Genomic DNA, 17,418 nt, shown 5'->3' with positions numbered 1-17,418 from the left:
GCTGATGAGCGCTATCGACAATCTCCGCGCCGCTGTCGAAGCCGCCGCCGGCGACACCGCCTTCGCGCTCGATGCCGCCTTCCTGACGGCGGGCCTCGCCGATCCCGCCGTGAAGGTCCCCGCCGACTACGACGCCTGGCTGAGCCAGGCCTTCTTCCTCAAGGCCGCGGCCGACTTCAAGGTGACGGTGGCAAAATCCGATGTCGGGCCCGTCGAAGGGACGGCGTTCACGGTGCAGTCGGCGACGATCCCGTTCATCGGCGCCGCGACCCCGCTGGCCGCGAAGGCCACGCTTGTGTTCACCGTGGACGGCGACCAACTGATCGTGCAGGCCGAGGCGACGCCGTCGAACTGGACCTGGACCAGCAGCTTCGCCTTCATGGGCGGCTTCCCGTTCAATCAGTTCGGCACCCTGAAGAACGTCAGCTTCGTGTTCTCGACGGCGACCGGCACCTACCCGTATGGTGACTCCGCAGGGCGTGCCGTGAGCGGCGGCGCGGTGCAGAATTTCGTTGCCAAGGTCGCTCTGCCGGATGTCGCCAAGCCGTTCCTGCTGCTGTTTCCAGGCCTCACCGCGCCGACCGGCGATCTGCTGCTGAGCGGCGCGCTCAACATGGACATCTTCAACGGCGAGACCGTGCTGTTCCCGCCGGGGCAGCTGCGGGCCGCGATCCAGGACGGCACGTTCAAGCTCGCGTCGCAGTTCACGGTCAGGGATCCGAGCCTCGCTCTGACCATTCCCGCGCCCGATGGCGCCGATGAGGTCGACGGCGTGCTGGTGCTGGCCGATCCCGCCGATCCGGATGCCGGAGATCAGGCGCCGACGCTCGCGATCTCCTCGCAGTTCGACGTCGGCAGCACCGGCTCCTATCAGCTCGACGTCGAGATCACACCCGGCGCCGATGCCAACTATTCGGTGGCACTTGCCGTCGTCGAAGGCGGCGCGCCGCTGACGCCGGCCACGGTGATCGAGGTGATGGGCGGCAATGGCGGCTATCTCGCCGCGACTCCCGATGTGCTGCAGCAGTTCCTCGCCTTTGTCGGTCTCAACGGCTTCTCGATCGCCGGCACGCTCGGCCGCTCGCCGACGATCACGGCGGTCTCGATCGAGATCGGCAGCTCGAAGGATACGAGCTGGCAAATCCTGCCGCCGACCGGGGTGCTCGACTTCAAGATCACGAGCTTCGCGCTGCAATGGTCGATGGCCTATCCGTTCGACGGCACCAAGCGGCAACAGACCTACGACTTCACGACCGAATTCGTACTGGCGCCGAGCGTCTTCAAGGGGCCCGACGGCGAGGGCGACGGCGTGTTCACCGTCCAGTTCACCTCCGCGAAGCAGTTCTTCGCATCCTTCGCCGGGACCGCGAAGCTGAGCGACTTCCTGACGGCACTGTCCGGCGGTGCCGTCGTGCTCGACGTCGAGAATGTCGGCGATTTCGAACTTGGCGACATCGCGGTCGCGGTCGACTACGGCGCGCAGAGCTTTCAGTTCGACGCCGGCTTCAGCCTCACGCTCAATCTGCTCAAGATCAACAACCAGCCGATCCTTGCCGTGCGAGAGGGGACGGTCTCGATCGCGGCGCAGACTCCGACGCAGACGCCAGACGGGGGCAATGCGACGACGCTGCTGCGGGCGGCGCCGCTGCCGATGCTCCGGACCTCGCGAGGGGGCGCGCTGCAAACCGCCTCGCAGACGCAATGGAAGTCGAGCGTCGGAGGCTTCCTCGATGTCGGCCCGTTGCACACCAAGGTCAGCGTGACCTATGACGGGTTCGAAACGCCGAAGCGGTGGGACCTCGCCGCCTCGCTGGAGGAACCGCTCGAGGTCTCGGACCTGATCAACCAGTTCTTTTCGCCCGGCAGCGCCTACGGTTTCCCGAGCTTCCTGCCCGGCGACCTCATCATCTCCGAATTCGCGATCACCGCGACCATTCCGGCCGAGCAGGGCGAGCTGAAGACGAGCTACGACATCACCGTCGGCTTCAGCTGGACGTTCGCCTTCGGCGATCAGACCGTCGGCATCGATCCGGCGCGGCTCGGCGTCAGCTATGACGGCCAGAAGCCGGCCCAGCAGCAGTTCTCCGGCTTCGCGCAAGGCACCTGGATCTACTCGGCGATCAACCTCAAGCTCACGATGGGCTATGAGTTCAGGACGACGGAGGCGGGCTCCAACAACATTCTGTTCGTCGAGTGGGAGGGTTTTCGAGCGGATTGGGAGAGCGGCAAGGAGCTGGTCACGTTCAGCCTCAAGGGCTGGAGCATCGGCTCGCTGGTGCAGGCGCTGGTGCGTACGCTCGGCAATCCTTACTTCACGCTGGATTCGCCATGGGACCTGCTCAACCAGATCTCGCTCGATGCGCTGCGTGTCAACGTCTCGCTCAAGAGCGGCGAGAGCTTCTCGCAGCGCCTGTCGGCCAGCTACGAGCTGTCGAGCCCGATCAATCTCGGCTTCATCAGCATCACCGCGCTGACCTTCCGTCGCGGCACCGACGGCAAGGTGACGCTCGCCATCGAGGGCTCGAGCCCGCTCGTCGCCGATGATCCGGCATTCAAGAATCTGCTCGATCCCGCCAAGGGGCAGGACGTGCAGAACCTGCCGTCGGTGCCCGGCCGGGGCGAGGAATGGTTCAAGCTGTTCCTGCTGGTGCTTGGGCAGCGCATCGGCATCACCGGCCATTCCAGCTTCAACAGTACCAAGGAAGTGATCTGCGCACTGCAGTCTGTCCCCAGCACGACGGGCAAGATGAATCCGGTCGATCCCAATGCGGACGACGGCGGGACGCCCGGACTGCCCTATTACGACCAGTCCAACAACTGGCTCATTGCCGGGCATCTCGGCCTGATGAAGGTGGCCGGCGCCTGGTCGATCGATGCCATGCTGGTGTTCAATGACCCGAATCTCTACGGCCTGCGGCTGGCACTCGCCGGCGAGAAGATGGGCGGGCTCGCCAACCTCGTCGTCGACATCCTCTACAAGAAGATCACCGACGACATCGGCGTCTACCAGATCGACTTCACCTTCCCGGACATCATCCGCAACCTCAATTTCGGTGCGGTGTCGATCACGCTGCCGCAGCTCGGGATCAAGGTCTACACCAACGGCGATTTCTTCATCGACATCGGCTTCCCGTACAATCTCGATTTCCGCCGCTCCTTCTCGATCTCGGTGATCGTGTACGGCGTGCCGGTGCTGGGCGCGGGCGGCTTCTACATCGGCAAACTGTCTAACGCGACCTCGACCAAGATCCCGAAGACCAACCTCGGCACTTTCGATCCCGTCATCGAGTTCGGCATAGGGCTGCAGCTCGGCCTGGGCTACAATTTCGAGAAGGGGCCTCTGAAGGCGGGCTTTGCGCTCACCGTCTTCGGCATCGTCGAAGGCGTCGTGGCGCCGTGGCATCCATATGACCCCGCGCGCACGCTGGCATCGCGCGCCAGCAGCGGCGCGCTGCAGAGCGACTATTATTTCAAGCTGTCGGGAACGGTCGGCATCATCGGCCTGCTGTATGGCAGCGTCGACTTCGCGATCATTTCAGCCTCGGTCAATGTCAAGATCGTGCTGTCGATCCAGCTCACCTATGAGAGCTATCGCGAGATTCCGGTGGTCGCCAACGCGAGCGTGACGATCAGCCTCAAGGTCAAGATCAATCTCGGCCTGTTCTCGATCTCCATCAGCCTGTCGTTCTCGGCCCAGGTCTCTGCGACCTTCGTGATCGGACAGACCAGCACGGCGCCATGGGAGGTTCAGGGGGCACGCGCCGACGCGCTGCTGATGCAGCGGGCTCACGCGCGCGGACCGGACGCGGCCATGCGGCTGGCGCGCAGCTTGAAGCCGCGACCGAAGCGGCTCGGGCCCGCTAGCGCCCGCCGGATGGGCCTTGCCGCCGCAGATGGCAACAAGCCGAAGCTGTCGCTGATGGCGGGCGCGCAGTACACCGTGCTTGCTCCGGAGGCAGCCACAGACGCAGCCTCGAACCAGGGGGCATTCGTGCTCCTGCTCGCAATGGACGCGCCGGATGCCGCGGCGAGCGCGCCGTCCGCCACCAAGACGTCCTTCGACGTGCTGGCCGAGGTCTACTTCCCCTGGATCATCGACGCACTGGGAAACGAGAGCGGGGATGCGGCCGAGCTCGCCGAGACGCTGGCCATGTCGGTGACGCTCACCCAGCTCGAGGCCTATGTCGCGCGTCTCGCCGACACGGCCGATCCGTTCCTGTCGATCAAGGGCCTGCTGCAGTTCCTGGCCGACGGTTTCACGCTCGACATCTTCAATCCGGCGACGGCGCAATCGTCGGGGCTGAAGACCAAGCTCGATGCCGGTTCGGTGCTGTTTCCGGTGTTCGACGGATTGAAGCTGCAGGTCCCCGGCATGTCCGGTGGCGAGACCGCGCCGATTGCGTTCGAGACCTACACCACGGCCACGCCCGGCTACGCGACCGCGGTCAGCAAGATATTCGCGCAGGTCGCCGCGAACATCGAGGCCCAGAACAAGGAAACGCGCCGGCTTGCCGCGGAGACCGATACGAGCTCGGCGGAGTCGATGGCGGCCCTGGTTTTCGTCGATACCTTCACGCTGATCGCGCGCCAACTGCTCCAGGCCGCGGCCGACGCGCTGCAGAGCTATGCCTATCCGCTGACGCCGACGAGCAGCATCGGTGCCATTCTCGATGAGCTCAACGGGATCGCCGGCAATGCCTTGACGATTGCGGATATCGTACAGCCCAATGTCGACCATGCCTTGGGGGCCGGGCTGTCGCTGCATATCGACGGCCTCGAATATGTGGTGCAGAGCGGGGACACCCTGCAAGGCATCGCCGGCCGCTATTCCGATGCGGCGTTGCCGCCGCGCTGGATCACGACGCCGGACCGCCTGATCGTGGCCAACCGGGCCCGTCACATGCTGCAGGGCGGCGTCGTCCTGCTGCTCACCAACAGCCACGGCCAGGAGCAGATCTGTGTGACGCGGCAGGGCGACAGCTTCGACGACATCGCGCTGCAGCTCGGCGCGATCTCGATCGACGCGCTCGCTGCACAGAGCGTGCTCTACGGCGTCGCCGGCCTGCTGCAGCCGACCTTGCCGCTCGCGATCTGGCCGATCGCCTACAGGACCGCAGGGACCTCCGGCCCGTCATCCGATACCTTGTCGACGGTCGCGAGCCTGTTCCAGACCACTGCGGTTGCAGTGGCGGACGCCAATCGCGGCGTCGCCGGCCTGTTCTCGGTGCAGGCGGAGCGCGGCCTGCTCACGGTCGGCAGTCTTCAGGCCCTGTCGGTCGGCGCGTTGTGGTCGGCCATCGCGGCCACGGGCCAGGTCGGGCAGACCGCCGGCATGGTTTCGCGCTTCCTGGTCTATGGGTTGCGGCTGCCGGTCCGGGATGGACTGACCCTGTCGCCTGCGTTCCTCTATCCGAGGACGCAATCGGGCTACGGCGTCTATCAGCTCACCGGCCAGCAATTCCCGACGCCCAGTTCTGCGACGAGCTACAAGGTCGGCTTCGCACGCGAGACTCAGAGCCACGGCGTCCCGCTCGATTTCATCTTGCTGAACGACACCACCGACCTCAGCATGGACGTCGATCTGAGTCAGGCCTATGCCGCGCTGAACGTCGTCGTCAGCTGGGCCAGGGCGCCGGGCAATTTCGTCCCGAGCCCGACGTTTGCGGCGCTGCCGCTCGCCGAGCGTCAGCCGCGGCCGTTTACCGCCAGCGGCTACGCGCGCTGGTCGAGCGGATCCGTCGCGAGCCTGTTGGCTCTGACGAACCGCAGCGGCGTGGCCGCGGCGGCCGATGCCGGCGCGCAGGTGCAGCCGACGCTATGGAGCCTGCCGCCGGCGCAGACCAATCTGGTCGCCACGCGGGAGCAGTCGATCCGCGCGGTCATGCCGGATCTCCGCTCGACCTTCGCGCTGCTGCCGAAGTTCCAGCCGCAGACCGGGCGCAGCAATCCCGCGACCGGACGCACCGACTATGCGGACCTGGGGCGCTGGGCCTGGTGCACGCGGCTCGATATTGAGATCAAGCGTCTGCCGGACACAACGGCGCTGGCTGCTCAGGGCACCGGCGCAGGCGATCTGCCGAGCGGTCCGGCATCGGCGCCGTCGCTGCCGTTCGTCTATGAGCTCGTCGGACCCAGCTCGGAGGACGCGGTGCGGCTGCAGCGCATCCTGACCGCCATGGATGCGCTGGGCGAAGGCATCGCCTCCGCCGTCTTCCTGCTCTACAACCAGTCCGGACCCGGCGCGCCGATGCTGGTGACGCCTGCGGACGCCGACTTCCTCGCCTTTATCACCCAGACCAACCTGTCGACCGAGACCAATCCTGCGGCGGCGCTGCGCCTGATGCTGAGCGCCGAGGACGCTCCGCCGCGCGGCATTGCCAATTCGCCGGCGCAGTTCATCCGCCTGATGTGGGAGCTCAGCACGGTCCGCAGCGGCGGCTACTATCTCTACTACGAGAACGTCGAAAGCGAGGAAGGCCTGCCGGCGGCCGTCTTCGATTCCTCCGGCTCTGGCATCGTGACAATGGTCGTGACGTTCGCGGCGCAGGGCAGCGAGTCCTTCGGCACCACGCTTCCCGACTTCGTCAACGCCTTCGTGACGACCGACGCTGTCGATCCGCAGAGCGATCTGGTACAGACGGTGTCGCTCGCCTCGACCGCCCAGACGGCACCGGTTGCGGCGGGAGCATCGCTCGATGCGCTCGCGGCGATCTACGGCCCCGGGCCCGGGCGGATCGCCGAGGTCAACGCGACCAAGCCGCTCGCCGCGGGCGCGCTGGTGCCGATCGTGGGCGCGGTGCGCCAACTGACCGACGCGGATCTGGTTCGCGGCACCGGGGCGGCCATCGACGCGCAGGCCACGCTCGACAAGCTCGCCAGACTGTTCTCAGCCGGTGCAGTCCATCCGATCACCGGCCAGGACATCGCCACATTCAATCCACAAGTCGCTGTTGCGCTGGCCGCCGTGTTCTACATCCCGCCGCTGGCCTATCAGGTCAGTTCCTCGGCCGCGCCCGGGATGAGCTTTGCCAGCATGGCCTCCTATTACGGGTTGGATGTCGACCTGATCGCCCGTGGCGCCAGCGCAGCGCCCGGGCTGTTCCCGGTCAATGCCGTGCTCGATCTCGATCCGCAGCTGTTCTCCCTGCGCGACCAGTTGCCACCGCAGAACATCGGGTTCTCGTTGACGCGCGACAATCTCGGCCTGCCGCCGGACGATCCAGCGGCGCCGGACTTTGCCAAGAAGACGATGTATCAGCTCTACACCTCGCTGGCCGCGGGACTCGCGGGCAACGTCTTCTACAAGGCTACTCCGCTGGGCATGCCGTTCGGTCCCCAAGACCATGACGACGATGAGTCCAGCGCGTTCGAGAGCCATGCGCGCTCGGCGCGGACGCGCGGCGACCGCCTGGCGCAGGTCGCGATCGCCGATCTCGACTATCGCCAGTCCATCGGCATTGGGGCGCAGTTCGCGCTGGTCAACGCCGCGCCGGACCCGTCTGATCCGGATCTGCCGCCGAAGGCGGCCAATCCCTATCTCGGCGTCGGCACCATGGCGCAGGTCGCGCTGCAATGGCGCGATATCTTCGGCAACACCACGGTGACACCGTTCGAGGCGCCGCCGCAAGGGTACCGCGGCGCGCTCAACGGGGCTGCGGTGTCGATGCTGTACCGCGATGAGCTGATCGGGCTGGGGTCCTGGATCAATACCAATGCCAGCTACAGCTATGACGCGGCGGGCGGTGCCGCGTTCAAGCTCGCATTATCCCTCAACGCCGCCGCCTATGCCGGACCGGACGGAGCGGCGCGGGCCGCCGACGATCTCTCGCTCTACACCCGAATCTACTATCAGCTGCATCAGGATTATTCCGCCGATGTCGCCGTCCCCGTGCCGGGTGTCTCCGGTAACGCGGTGGCGATGCGGCTGTCGAATTCGCTGATGGCAAAGCCCGATGTGGATCTTGGCGATGCGCAGGCGGACATCATTCGCGGCTATGTGCGCGCGTGCGTGCTGTATCTGAAGCTCGTGACGCGCGGCCAGGCGCCCGCAGCCCCGGCTGTGACCTTGTCGCTTCCGGTCGACGTCAATGCGATCGCCGCCGGCAACATCCTCGAGCTCGATGTCACGCTCACACTCAGCCGCAATCCGCTGCTGGTCGACCCGGCGGTGGCGGCGTTGCAGGGCGGCACCGGCGTGGCCGCGGCGATCCTGCCGCGTGCCGACGGCGACGGCAATGTATCCTACACGGAGTTCAGCAAGATCGTCGAAACGGTCTTCGTCACCGCCGACTGGTATCTCAAGGTCGGGCAGGGCCTGTCCCGCGACGGTGAGGATGCGGCCGACGGCGCTCAGCAGCTCTGGGCCGTCCGCTTCGGCAAGGCGGCCGGGCAGGGCATCCATTTCAAGCTGGGCACGTCACCGAGCTATTTCGCGCCGAAGCCGATCGCCAAGGCGCTTGCCAGCGGCGATGCGACGATCACGCGCTATGACAGCGGCGACACCGACACGCTGCATCTCGACGGTGTCGATCTGAACCAGTGGTTCCAGAGCGCGCTGGATGCCATCGATCAGTTCCTGTCGGCCGACTACGCGCCGCACGCGTTCATCCTCGACCGGATCGACGGGGTGACCGATCCGCTCAAGGACGGTTCGCTGGGAAGCGTGCTGTCGACCAAGGAATCGCTGGCCGATACGATCAGCCTGAAGACGCTACCGGTGCTGTCGACCAGCGCGGGCGATCCTCCAACCGGATTCGCCGCCAGCGAGAAGCTGCGCCAGCAGCTGCTCAATCAGCTTGGCGCAGCCTATCGGGCCGGTGCGGCCGTCGTTTTCGGAGTGACCGAGGTGACCGGCGGAGGCGATAGCAACCCGGCCGGTCCGCCGAACCTCTACGGTCAGCCGGGCGGCAGCATCAAGGGCGCCGCGGACAATCAGAATTTCACGCTGACGCCGACGCGCGTCCCGCTCGGCGAAGTCTACGATCCCGCCAGCAAGACCTGGTACGATCCGCGGCTGGCCTTCGTGTTCGCCACCAAGAACGTCGTCGACCAGGCCTATGTGCCGCTCGAGCTCACGCTCTCGCTCACTCATCTCGAATTCGAGCGGCGTACCGTCCCCGGAATCGACGGCTATGTCGATTCGCGATGGCTCGCCTTCGTCAACGGGCCGTTCAGCTATCCGCTGGGGACGCAGGTCACCAACATTCCCGTGGTCAACCGCGATCTGCCGACGCCGCCGACGGTCTCCGCGCAGCAGGCGCGGCAGCTCACCGGCGAGGGCACGACCGATCCATCGAAGCTGAATGCCTGGGGTTATTCGTTCGACTACCTCTATCAGCAGGCGGCAGCCGACGCAGTGTCCTGCACGATGGAGTTCAACCGGCCGACCGAGCCGACGCTGCGCGGCTCGGCCAGGTTGAGCGGCGAGCCCGACCTGTTCACCGCGCTCGCTCAATTCGTCACCAACTATCCGGCGATCCTGCGCGACCTCAACCAGTATCTGGTCGGCATCGATGGCGCTGAGCCGGATCCGGCAAAACTGGCCGCCGCGCGCAAGGCGACCGCCGCCTTTGCGCTGGAGACCAGGCAGATCGCGGATGCCTATGTGCGGGAGACGGTTGGAGCCGCCAAGCTCGCGACGGCGCCCGCGCATGTGATCGTGAAGTTTCTGTCGACGCTCGACAGCACCAGCGACGGGCACGCGCGCACCAATCTCGTCAACATCACCATCGATGGAACGGCGGCGAGCTGGAATGCGGCGGCCAACACGATCTCGAACGGCACCACCACGCTTCCGGCGCCTGCGATCGCGATTGCACCCGAGCTCTATACGCCCCAGGCCGTGCCTCCGGCAGAGCTGCCCGTCGGCGTGCAGATCGCCTACGTCTATGCGCGTCAGGTCGACGGCAAGACGGTTTATCTTGGCGAAGAGGAGGCACGTGGGTTGCCGGCCCGAACCGTTTCGATCGCTCCGCTCGATGTGCTGCTATACCAGAGCGGCTGGGCGTCGGTGTTCGTGCAGCGCAATCTCGCGCTGTTCCCGCTGGCAGATCTCAAGACCACCAGCACCAACCCGGCGTTCCTGTTCCAGACGCCGGAGGTGCGGTTTGCGTCCACGGTGGTTCCGCAGCTGAACTACACGGCGTTCTCGCTCGACGCGATGTCGGGGGCGACCGGTGACCTCGATGCGCGCCTGACGACGTTCTTCGCGGGGCTCTATGCCGGCGGCAATGGCGGCACCAGCGACGAGGTCGCGATGCAGGGCATGTACAGCTATGAGATCGTGGCCGGCCAGCCGTCGATCCCGCGCGTACGGCTGCCGATCAACCTGCTGACGCCGACCCCGTCAGCGGTCGATCCGGGCGTGAAGCCGCCCTTCGTGGCCCCGTTCGCGCAGATGATCGATACGTGGCGGGCGACGACGAAGCCAACGACGTCGGGCCGGCCCCGCGTCGAGATCGAGCTGAAGGTCTTCGGTGGCGTCGGCGATGCGACGCAGCCGTTGATCCAGGTCGGCCGGCTCACTCACGAGGTCACGAGCGCCTGAAGGCCGCCGGTCCCGGCATCGAAACTGCGGCGGTCGTGGGAGATGCTCTCGACATGCCGCCCGCAGCGTCAGAACGTACTGGCTCAAGGGGCAGGAGGTGGGTTGGTTGATGGCTCTGGCGCGCCACGGTCAATGAAGATGGGCACTACTGTTTCGCCGTGGCGCTATGATATCGGAGCAGGCTGCGCAATCCCGCCGTATATTCGGTGACAGACTACGATCTCGCGCGACGCCTCATGGGTGGCTGGTTCGGTTCCCCTTTGATGGCGGCCCTTTCGATCGATGGCAAGATCGACGTGGAGCCCCGGGGCAATCGACGTCGAGCCATTTGAGATGCGCTGCCGTAGGCGGAAGATCGATGGCAGCCGCATGCATCTGAGGATCGACGTGCGCGCCTTGCAGTCGCGTGAATGGCGCAGCGCCAATGCGGCTCATGTGCTCGCTTGGCCTTCCCTGTCCTTCCGCAGAAGCATCGCGCTCAGGCCGATCGCGATCCAGATGGCGTTGAACATCGGAAAGCCGGACAAAGAGAGGGGCACGACGCCCGTCGCGGTGTAATAGGCGCCGACGCCAAGATCAATCGTCTGGATCAGCACCATCAGCGCGATCCAGGGCCGGTGCGCGTTAGGCGTGCGGCTGACCCACAAGAAGCCGACGCCGTACGCGATGAACCGAGCGGCCAGCATGCCGAGCGGATAGAGAAGATCGGCTGCCGGCGCGCTGTGTCCAATCAGCCGGAGAAATTCCGCCGGGACGAAGAGATAGGCCAGCCCGAGAACGATCTGGATCATGCCAACGATCCGTAAGAGAGCTGAAAACATGCTGCATATCCTGTCGACGATGATGTCGTGACAAGACCTATGAGGCGCACTATCTTTTGTGAAGTAGTTACCAAAAGTGAAGTCATGAAATCTGCAGATCTCATTGTCGCCGCACCAGACGATCCCTGTGGTCCGGAATGCCCGGTTCAGCGCACGGTCGAGATTCTGGATGGAAAGTGGACGATGCTCGTCCTGCGTGATCTGCTGTCGGGCAAGAAGCGCTACAGCGAATTGCAGCGAAGCCTCAAAGGGATTTCGCCGCGGCTGTTGACGCTGCGGTTGCGCACGCTCGAACACCAGGGCCTGCTGGTTCGCCGCGTGTTTCCCACCAATCCGCCGACGACCGAATACGAGCTGACCCCACGCGGCGAAAGCCTTCGCGACATTTTCGCCGCGATGGCGCAATTCGGCGCCGCTAGATGATCGCATCCTTCGTCGCGATGCCTGCAGGCATGAGCCGATGCCGTGGGGATTGCCACTTCGTGCGCCACAGTTGGATTACTCGCCGATCACAAGAGGCCCCTTAAGAAGCGGGCGGGATCGCGGCGACGCGCTGGTTCTGATAGCGTCGAAAAAGGTGGCCGCAGGCTATGACGTCGTGCTCTGGCGTAGACTGGCGCGGAGAGATTCGAATTGCAAAGCTAAGATCCTCATACATCGCCAATTTCTTTCATTTCTGAGGTACGAGGGACATATCGAGGGTGAAACCGGACGGTGTCTGCTCTCGCAACTATTTCCCGGTTCAAATCGCTTGCGCGACGATGTCAGCGCTGGTCGAGCCGCCGAGCTCGCACCTAAGCTGGGGTACCTCTGCTGCGGCGAGTTCGATGAGTCTTGCTGATCTCATGCTTTGCGCGGCAGAACGGCCATCTAGTGCAAATTCTAACCGGCGCAATTGGCTGCCACCGGCTTTTCCCGGCACCGGCTCACCCATTTGCGAGCGCGACGACAGGCTTTGGGCGACCGGCTGCAAGGAGCGGCCGCTGGACCAATCGAGAACAGACTGTTCCCGGAGGAGTTAGCTGCCAAAGGGGAGGGGTGGTATGCAAAGGCCCCCTCCTAAACGAGACAGCCCGTCACCAATCTAGAGCACTACGCCGATCCATGAGATCGCGATCACGTGCAGACCGAGCCAGGCCGTTCGGCCGCCGTCATAGTGTGTCGTGGCGCTCGGTGGTCCCGCCGTAACGATCGCTATGGAATAGCCGTTCGCCAGCGACGGGTTTCGATCCTACCTTTCGCCGTTGCCGATCGAAAGGATCGCGATAAACGACAGTGCGGCACCGGCGCCATTCGTCGGCAGGTCTTCGATCGCCTCGATCGAACAGACTGGCCTCGTGGCGAGCATATTGAGGCGACATGTTCGGCGGGATCTTTCTTGGGCAAGTTCACGCGGTGCCCGGCCGGCGGTGAGCACGGAGACTCCTCAAGCTCGACTTTCCGTCCGCGCCTAGACCGCCAAGCTGAACTCGCCCTTTTTCCGACGGCTCACATTGATGTTGCAATCGTCCGCGTAGCGCACGAAGCCGGTTAAGGTTCGTGCGGATCAAAATCGGCCCCAGTGCAACCGCGGCGCTATCATTCATTACTGCAATATGTGGGCGGTCTCTGCTCGCAAATGTGGAGTCAGATTTGGAGCGCATAATCAGGAGTTGTGCTATCCGCTTTGTCATCTTTATGTTGTGAATAGATTGCAATGTTCGTTGATCGCCAGATACGAATGACGTCTGTTTATGCTTCGGAATGTACAGAGACTGCGGGGACAGGAATGATCCGTATTTCGACTCAGGCTGGCCGGGGCAATGTCGCGCGCGGATCAATAAAAAGAGCTGGGAGGATCGACCCAGACGCTCTCTTTTGGCCTCATTTTCTACTTTAAGTAGTTGTTGTGCTTCTCTTGCATTTCATCTGCGGCCGGTGGCGCTCTCCCGAGCGGTAATCTCTATCAGGGGTAGAGTTCAGATGCGTCTTCTTGCTTGTCTTCTTGCGCTTTGGTTGCTTCCGGTTAGGGCAGATGCCCGCACCACGGCAACTTCATTTACCTGGTACGTGGCAACAAACGGCTCCGATACGGGGCGTACCGGCCAGGGAGGGTGCGGTAGTGGGACCGAATTTGCGACGCCGTATGGAGCGATCCGATACATCGCAGCTAATATTGACCTGGCAGGTAATCAACCGACGGTACAGTTGTGTAATGGTTACTACTCAATCGATAGCACGCAGAACTTCTTCGGTTCGCCGGTTGGAAGCTGGTTGTACATTCTGCAGGGCGATTGCTCCAACGTGCCTGCCACAGAAGTGAACGTAGTCTTGCGCTACACAGGGGCACCTGGTGGAACGTTGATTCAGTCTCGTGACCTCGGCATTGGCGTATTGCAGTGTCTCACCGTGGACACCATCAATCCAGGGACGGATACCGCTTTCTACGCCGCTCAGTTCAGTGTGCTCGATGTCAACAGTGTGCGTGTTGGCGCGTTCAGATACGTCTTTATGGCTGATGCCCTCGGCGCATACAACATCGCACAGTACGGAGCTGTCGGCGCGAGCAATCCGGGAATAACTCTCGGTGGGCAGATCGGCGAATTTGTTTTTACTAATTCCTTTAGCAAGTTTTCAGTGGGCACATTTATCGACATGAATGGCGTCTCGCCCTCCTTGCAGTTCATGGAGCTTCATGGCGGGTACGCAAACTTCACGGGTGGATTCCTCAATGTTCCGGGAGGCGGCCGCGGCGGCCTTTGCGACAGCTACGCGGTGCTCGTTATGAACGGCCTGACCCCGCCGGGCGGACTTCCCGCGGGTTCGGCGTCCTGTAGCATCAGGTAGTTGATCTGCCGTTGATCGAGGGCGGAGCTCCTGGCTCATCGACAAATGAAGCGGCGCGCTACCGGCTTATTGCGCGCGCTTTCCCTCCGTATGAAGAGTGCGGTTGATGCGGTACGCTTTCAATCCTTGCTCCTCACAAAAGTATCTGACCGGAACAGGAGTCGGGGCGCGCTGTCATTCTTGCATTGAGCGGAAGGCGTGATGGAAGAATCAATTTCAGAGTGCGCTTCGATAACTAATCGCTCTCCTGTTGTGGATAAGTTTTGAAGCATATTGATCGTCGGACGCAAATACCTTTTGCTGTGTCCAGTGCTTTACACATGCTGCGGGGGCAGGGATGTTGGCTATTTCGACTCGGGCCTGTCGAGGGGGCTTCGCACGGGGCGGCATAAGAGGGGCTGCAAGTGTCGGTCTTGCCGTTATTTTTTGTGCGTTGAATTCAACTTTAAGTAGTGCAGGTGGGATGTCGCTGCCTGGGAGCTTCTCGGTCAACCAGGGTGGCGCGGCAGCCTATTCGATTCCGATTGCCATTCCTCCTGGAACGGCTGGCGTCGTGCCCTCGCTCTCGCTTGATTATAGTAGCTCCGGGGCCAACGGCATCATGGGTATCGGTTGGTCTCTCGGTGGACTGCCTTCCGTTGGTCGTTGTCCACGGACAATGGTGCAGGACGGCGTCATCGGGACTGTGAATTTCGACGGCAATGATCGGTTCTGCCTCGATGGCCAGCGGCTTATTCTGGTGAGCGGGTCATATGGCGCTGATGGAGCCGAGTATCGCACCGAGATCGACGTCTACTCGAAAATTGTTTCTCACGGAACGGCTGGTAGCGGGCCTGCGTGGTTCGAGGTGCGCACCAAGGCGGGCCAAGTCATGGAGTTTGGTCACACGGCCGATTCTCAGATGTTGGTCGTCGGAAAAGCCATGGCGCGGGCTTGGGGAGTAAACAAGGTCAGCGACACCAAGGGTAACTATTTCTCGGTCACCTACGTAACCAATGCATCGACTGGCCAGTCCGTCCCAAGTTGGATTGTCTATACCGGCAATGCTTCCGCCGGTGTGGCGCCCTATAACTCTGTGGCGTTTGTGTATGCCCAGCGGCCGGATGTCATTCAGCACTATCATGCTGGTTCGCTGGTCCAGACGACCGATCGGCTAACAAACATCAAGACCTTTGCCGGGGCGACTCTGGTCGCTGATTATCGTCTTTCCTATCAGCAGAGTCCGACGAGCGGCGTCTCCGAGGTGACATCCATTGCCGCCTGTGGGGGTGACGGATCGTGCCTTCCGGCGTCGACGTTCCAGTGGGCCAGCGGAGGGGGAGACTCTTTTTCGGCGGCGGTGATGGCGGTTCCGAATGGTGCGAATTTTGGCTCGCCATCCTCGACCACCAGCGGTGCCGGCCGAGGCCATGTCTTGCAAGGCGCAATCGGGTTTACGCCGATCTATAGTGACTTCGATGGCGACGGAAGGACTGACTTCCTGATGCTGTATGGCCCGAATCTCTTCGCCTTCCTTAGCAAGGGGGACGGGACCTACACGTTCGTCAATTCGAGTGCGCCGAACGGCTGGAATTTCGGCAACGACCCGTTCTCTAGCTACGCCCTGATTTCTGGCGATTTCAACGGTGACGGCAAGTCCGAATTTGCGATGCTGAGCGGAGGCGTCGTGTACACATTTCTGAGCAATGGGGACGGAACGTTCCGGGGTGTGGCGACGCCGTGTCCTAACGGCTGGAACTTCGGTGCTCCGCCGCAGGCGACCTATACAACGATCGCCGGTGACTTCAATTCCGACGGTAGGTCAGATTTTCTGCTGATGAGCGGCCAGTTCATGTACGAGTTTCTCAGCAACGGAGATGGCACGTTCAGTGGCAACACGATCAACATCGGTCCCACCAATTTTGGAAATCGTCCCTCAGATAACTATACGCCGATCTCAGGTGACTTCAACGGAGATGGGAAAGCCGATTTCATCATGATGGGTGGCGCCTATCTGTACGAGTTTTTCGGCAATGGAGATGGCACGTTCGCGTACAGCGCGCTGCAGATCTCGAACGGCTGGAACTTCGGCAGTCCGCCTGACAACTCTTTCGTGCCCATCAGTGGCGACTTCAATGGTGATGGCAAGACCGACTGGGTGATGCTGCAGGGCACCTATCTCTACGAATTCCAGAGTAAAGGTGATGGGACATTTAACTACATCACGATCCCCATCCCGAGCTCGGTCGGCTGGAATTTTGGAACGCAACCGGCTGCTTTGTTCAGTCCTCTCTCCGGTGATTTCAATGCGGATGGAAAATCGGACTTTGCGTTCATAGGCGGCAACAGCTCGTTCATCTATCAATTCCTGAGCAACGGCGATGCCACGTTCAGCTACCATTTGCTTCCGATGCCGAACAGTTGGAACTTCGGCGCGCCGGTGACTGCCAGCTACTGGTTGTTTGGCGGTGACTTCAAGGGCGATGGCAAAGCAGGATTTACTCTGCTTGACGCGACGCATGTGTATTCGGTCATGGCCAACGGAGGAGCGGGCGACTATATCGTCGGTTTCACGACCGGTCTGGGCGTGACGACCGCGGTGACGTACAAGCCGATCACGAGCAGTGCGGTCTACACCAAGGACACCACCGCCACCTATCCTTACGTTGATCTGCAGTCTGCTTCATTTGTCGTCTCGCGTGTCGACGTGTCGAACGGGGTGGGCGGGACGTACAGCTCGACGTATGCGTATGCGGGAGCCAAGGCAGACATCACCGGGCGCGGGATGTTGGGTTTCCGCCAGATGACGGTCAATGATCTGCAGACCGGGATCTCGGACGTCACGACCTTCCGGCAAGACTTTCCCTATATCGGCATGGTCGCGTCGACGGTGCGGACGCTGGGCAGCCAGACGTTGGGGCAGTCGACCAACACCTACCAGTTCACCAACGCAGCCGGCACGACGACGATCAGTCCGTCGAGCGCGCCGTATCGGGTGTCGCTGGCCCAGAACGTTGCGAGCGGGTCGGACCTCGACGGTTCGGTGCTGCCGACGGTGACCACCGCGAACCAGTATGACGCCTACGGCAATGCGACGCGGGTCACCGTGTCCACACCTGACGGCTACAGCAAGACGACGGTCAACACCTACAGCAACGATCCGTCGCTCTGGTATCTCGGCCGTCTCACGAGAGCTTCCGTCACGAGCGTCGCGCCATAGCGGCACGGCATCACGAAGGTTCGTGG

Annotated in this window: 5 protein-coding genes; 4 read left to right on the top strand and 1 reads right to left on the bottom strand. The window is 62.8% G+C overall.

Annotated features, from left to right (window positions below; all coding sequences use genetic code 11):
- Positions 1-4: 4 nt before the first annotated feature.
- Positions 5-10,546 (top strand): LysM peptidoglycan-binding domain-containing protein, encoded by a 10,542-nt coding sequence (locus ACQR13_RS26135; protein WP_434863384.1) that lies wholly within the window; start codon positions 5-7, stop codon positions 10,544-10,546.
- Between the two features lie 431 nt (positions 10,547-10,977).
- Here the strand turns inward: ACQR13_RS26135 and ACQR13_RS26130 are convergent, their stop codons facing one another.
- The gene (locus ACQR13_RS26130) at positions 10,978-11,337 is read right to left on the bottom strand and encodes a hypothetical protein (RefSeq protein WP_315752599.1); all 360 of its coding nucleotides are present in this window, start codon (positions 11,335-11,337) and stop codon (positions 10,978-10,980) included.
- 69 nt (positions 11,338-11,406) lie between these two features.
- Between ACQR13_RS26130 and ACQR13_RS26125 the strand changes: the two genes are divergently transcribed.
- From ACQR13_RS26125 to ACQR13_RS26115, 3 genes are all read left to right on the top strand, one after another.
- The gene (locus ACQR13_RS26125; protein ID WP_315752600.1) at positions 11,407-11,790 is read left to right on the top strand and encodes a winged helix-turn-helix transcriptional regulator; all 384 of its coding nucleotides are present in this window, start codon (positions 11,407-11,409) and stop codon (positions 11,788-11,790) included.
- Between the two features lie 1,539 nt (positions 11,791-13,329).
- Positions 13,330-14,193 carry a hypothetical protein gene (locus tag ACQR13_RS26120; protein WP_315754885.1) on the top strand — a complete coding sequence of 288 codons (864 nt, stop codon included), beginning with the start codon at positions 13,330-13,332 and terminating at the stop codon, positions 14,191-14,193.
- Between the two features lie 463 nt (positions 14,194-14,656).
- On the top strand, positions 14,657-17,392 hold the full coding sequence (locus ACQR13_RS26115) for an FG-GAP-like repeat-containing protein (protein ID WP_315754887.1): 2,736 nt from the start codon (positions 14,657-14,659) through the stop codon (positions 17,390-17,392).
- Positions 17,393-17,418: the final 26 nt, after the last annotated feature.

Source organism: Bradyrhizobium sp. HKCCYLRH3059, from assembly GCF_051168035.1.
In the GTDB taxonomy this organism is placed as follows: Bacteria; Pseudomonadota; Alphaproteobacteria; order Rhizobiales; family Xanthobacteraceae; genus Bradyrhizobium.
The sequence above is the reverse complement of the archived record's forward strand: the minus strand, read 5'-3'. Positions and strand labels throughout refer to the sequence as shown.

Excerpts from the sequence above, each read along its gene's own strand:
- ACQR13_RS26135 (WP_434863384.1), top strand. The coding sequence starts at position 5 with ATGAGCGCTATCGACAATCTCCGCGCCGCTGTCGAAGCCGCCGCCGGC.
- ACQR13_RS26130 (WP_315752599.1), bottom strand. The coding sequence starts at position 11,337 with ATGATCCAGATCGTTCTCGGGCTGGCCTATCTCTTCGTCCCGGCGGAA.
- ACQR13_RS26125 (WP_315752600.1), top strand. The coding sequence starts at position 11,407 with ATGAGGCGCACTATCTTTTGTGAAGTAGTTACCAAAAGTGAAGTCATG.
- ACQR13_RS26120 (WP_315754885.1), top strand. The coding sequence starts at position 13,330 with ATGCGTCTTCTTGCTTGTCTTCTTGCGCTTTGGTTGCTTCCGGTTAGG.
- ACQR13_RS26115 (WP_315754887.1), top strand. The coding sequence starts at position 14,657 with ATGTCGCTGCCTGGGAGCTTCTCGGTCAACCAGGGTGGCGCGGCAGCC.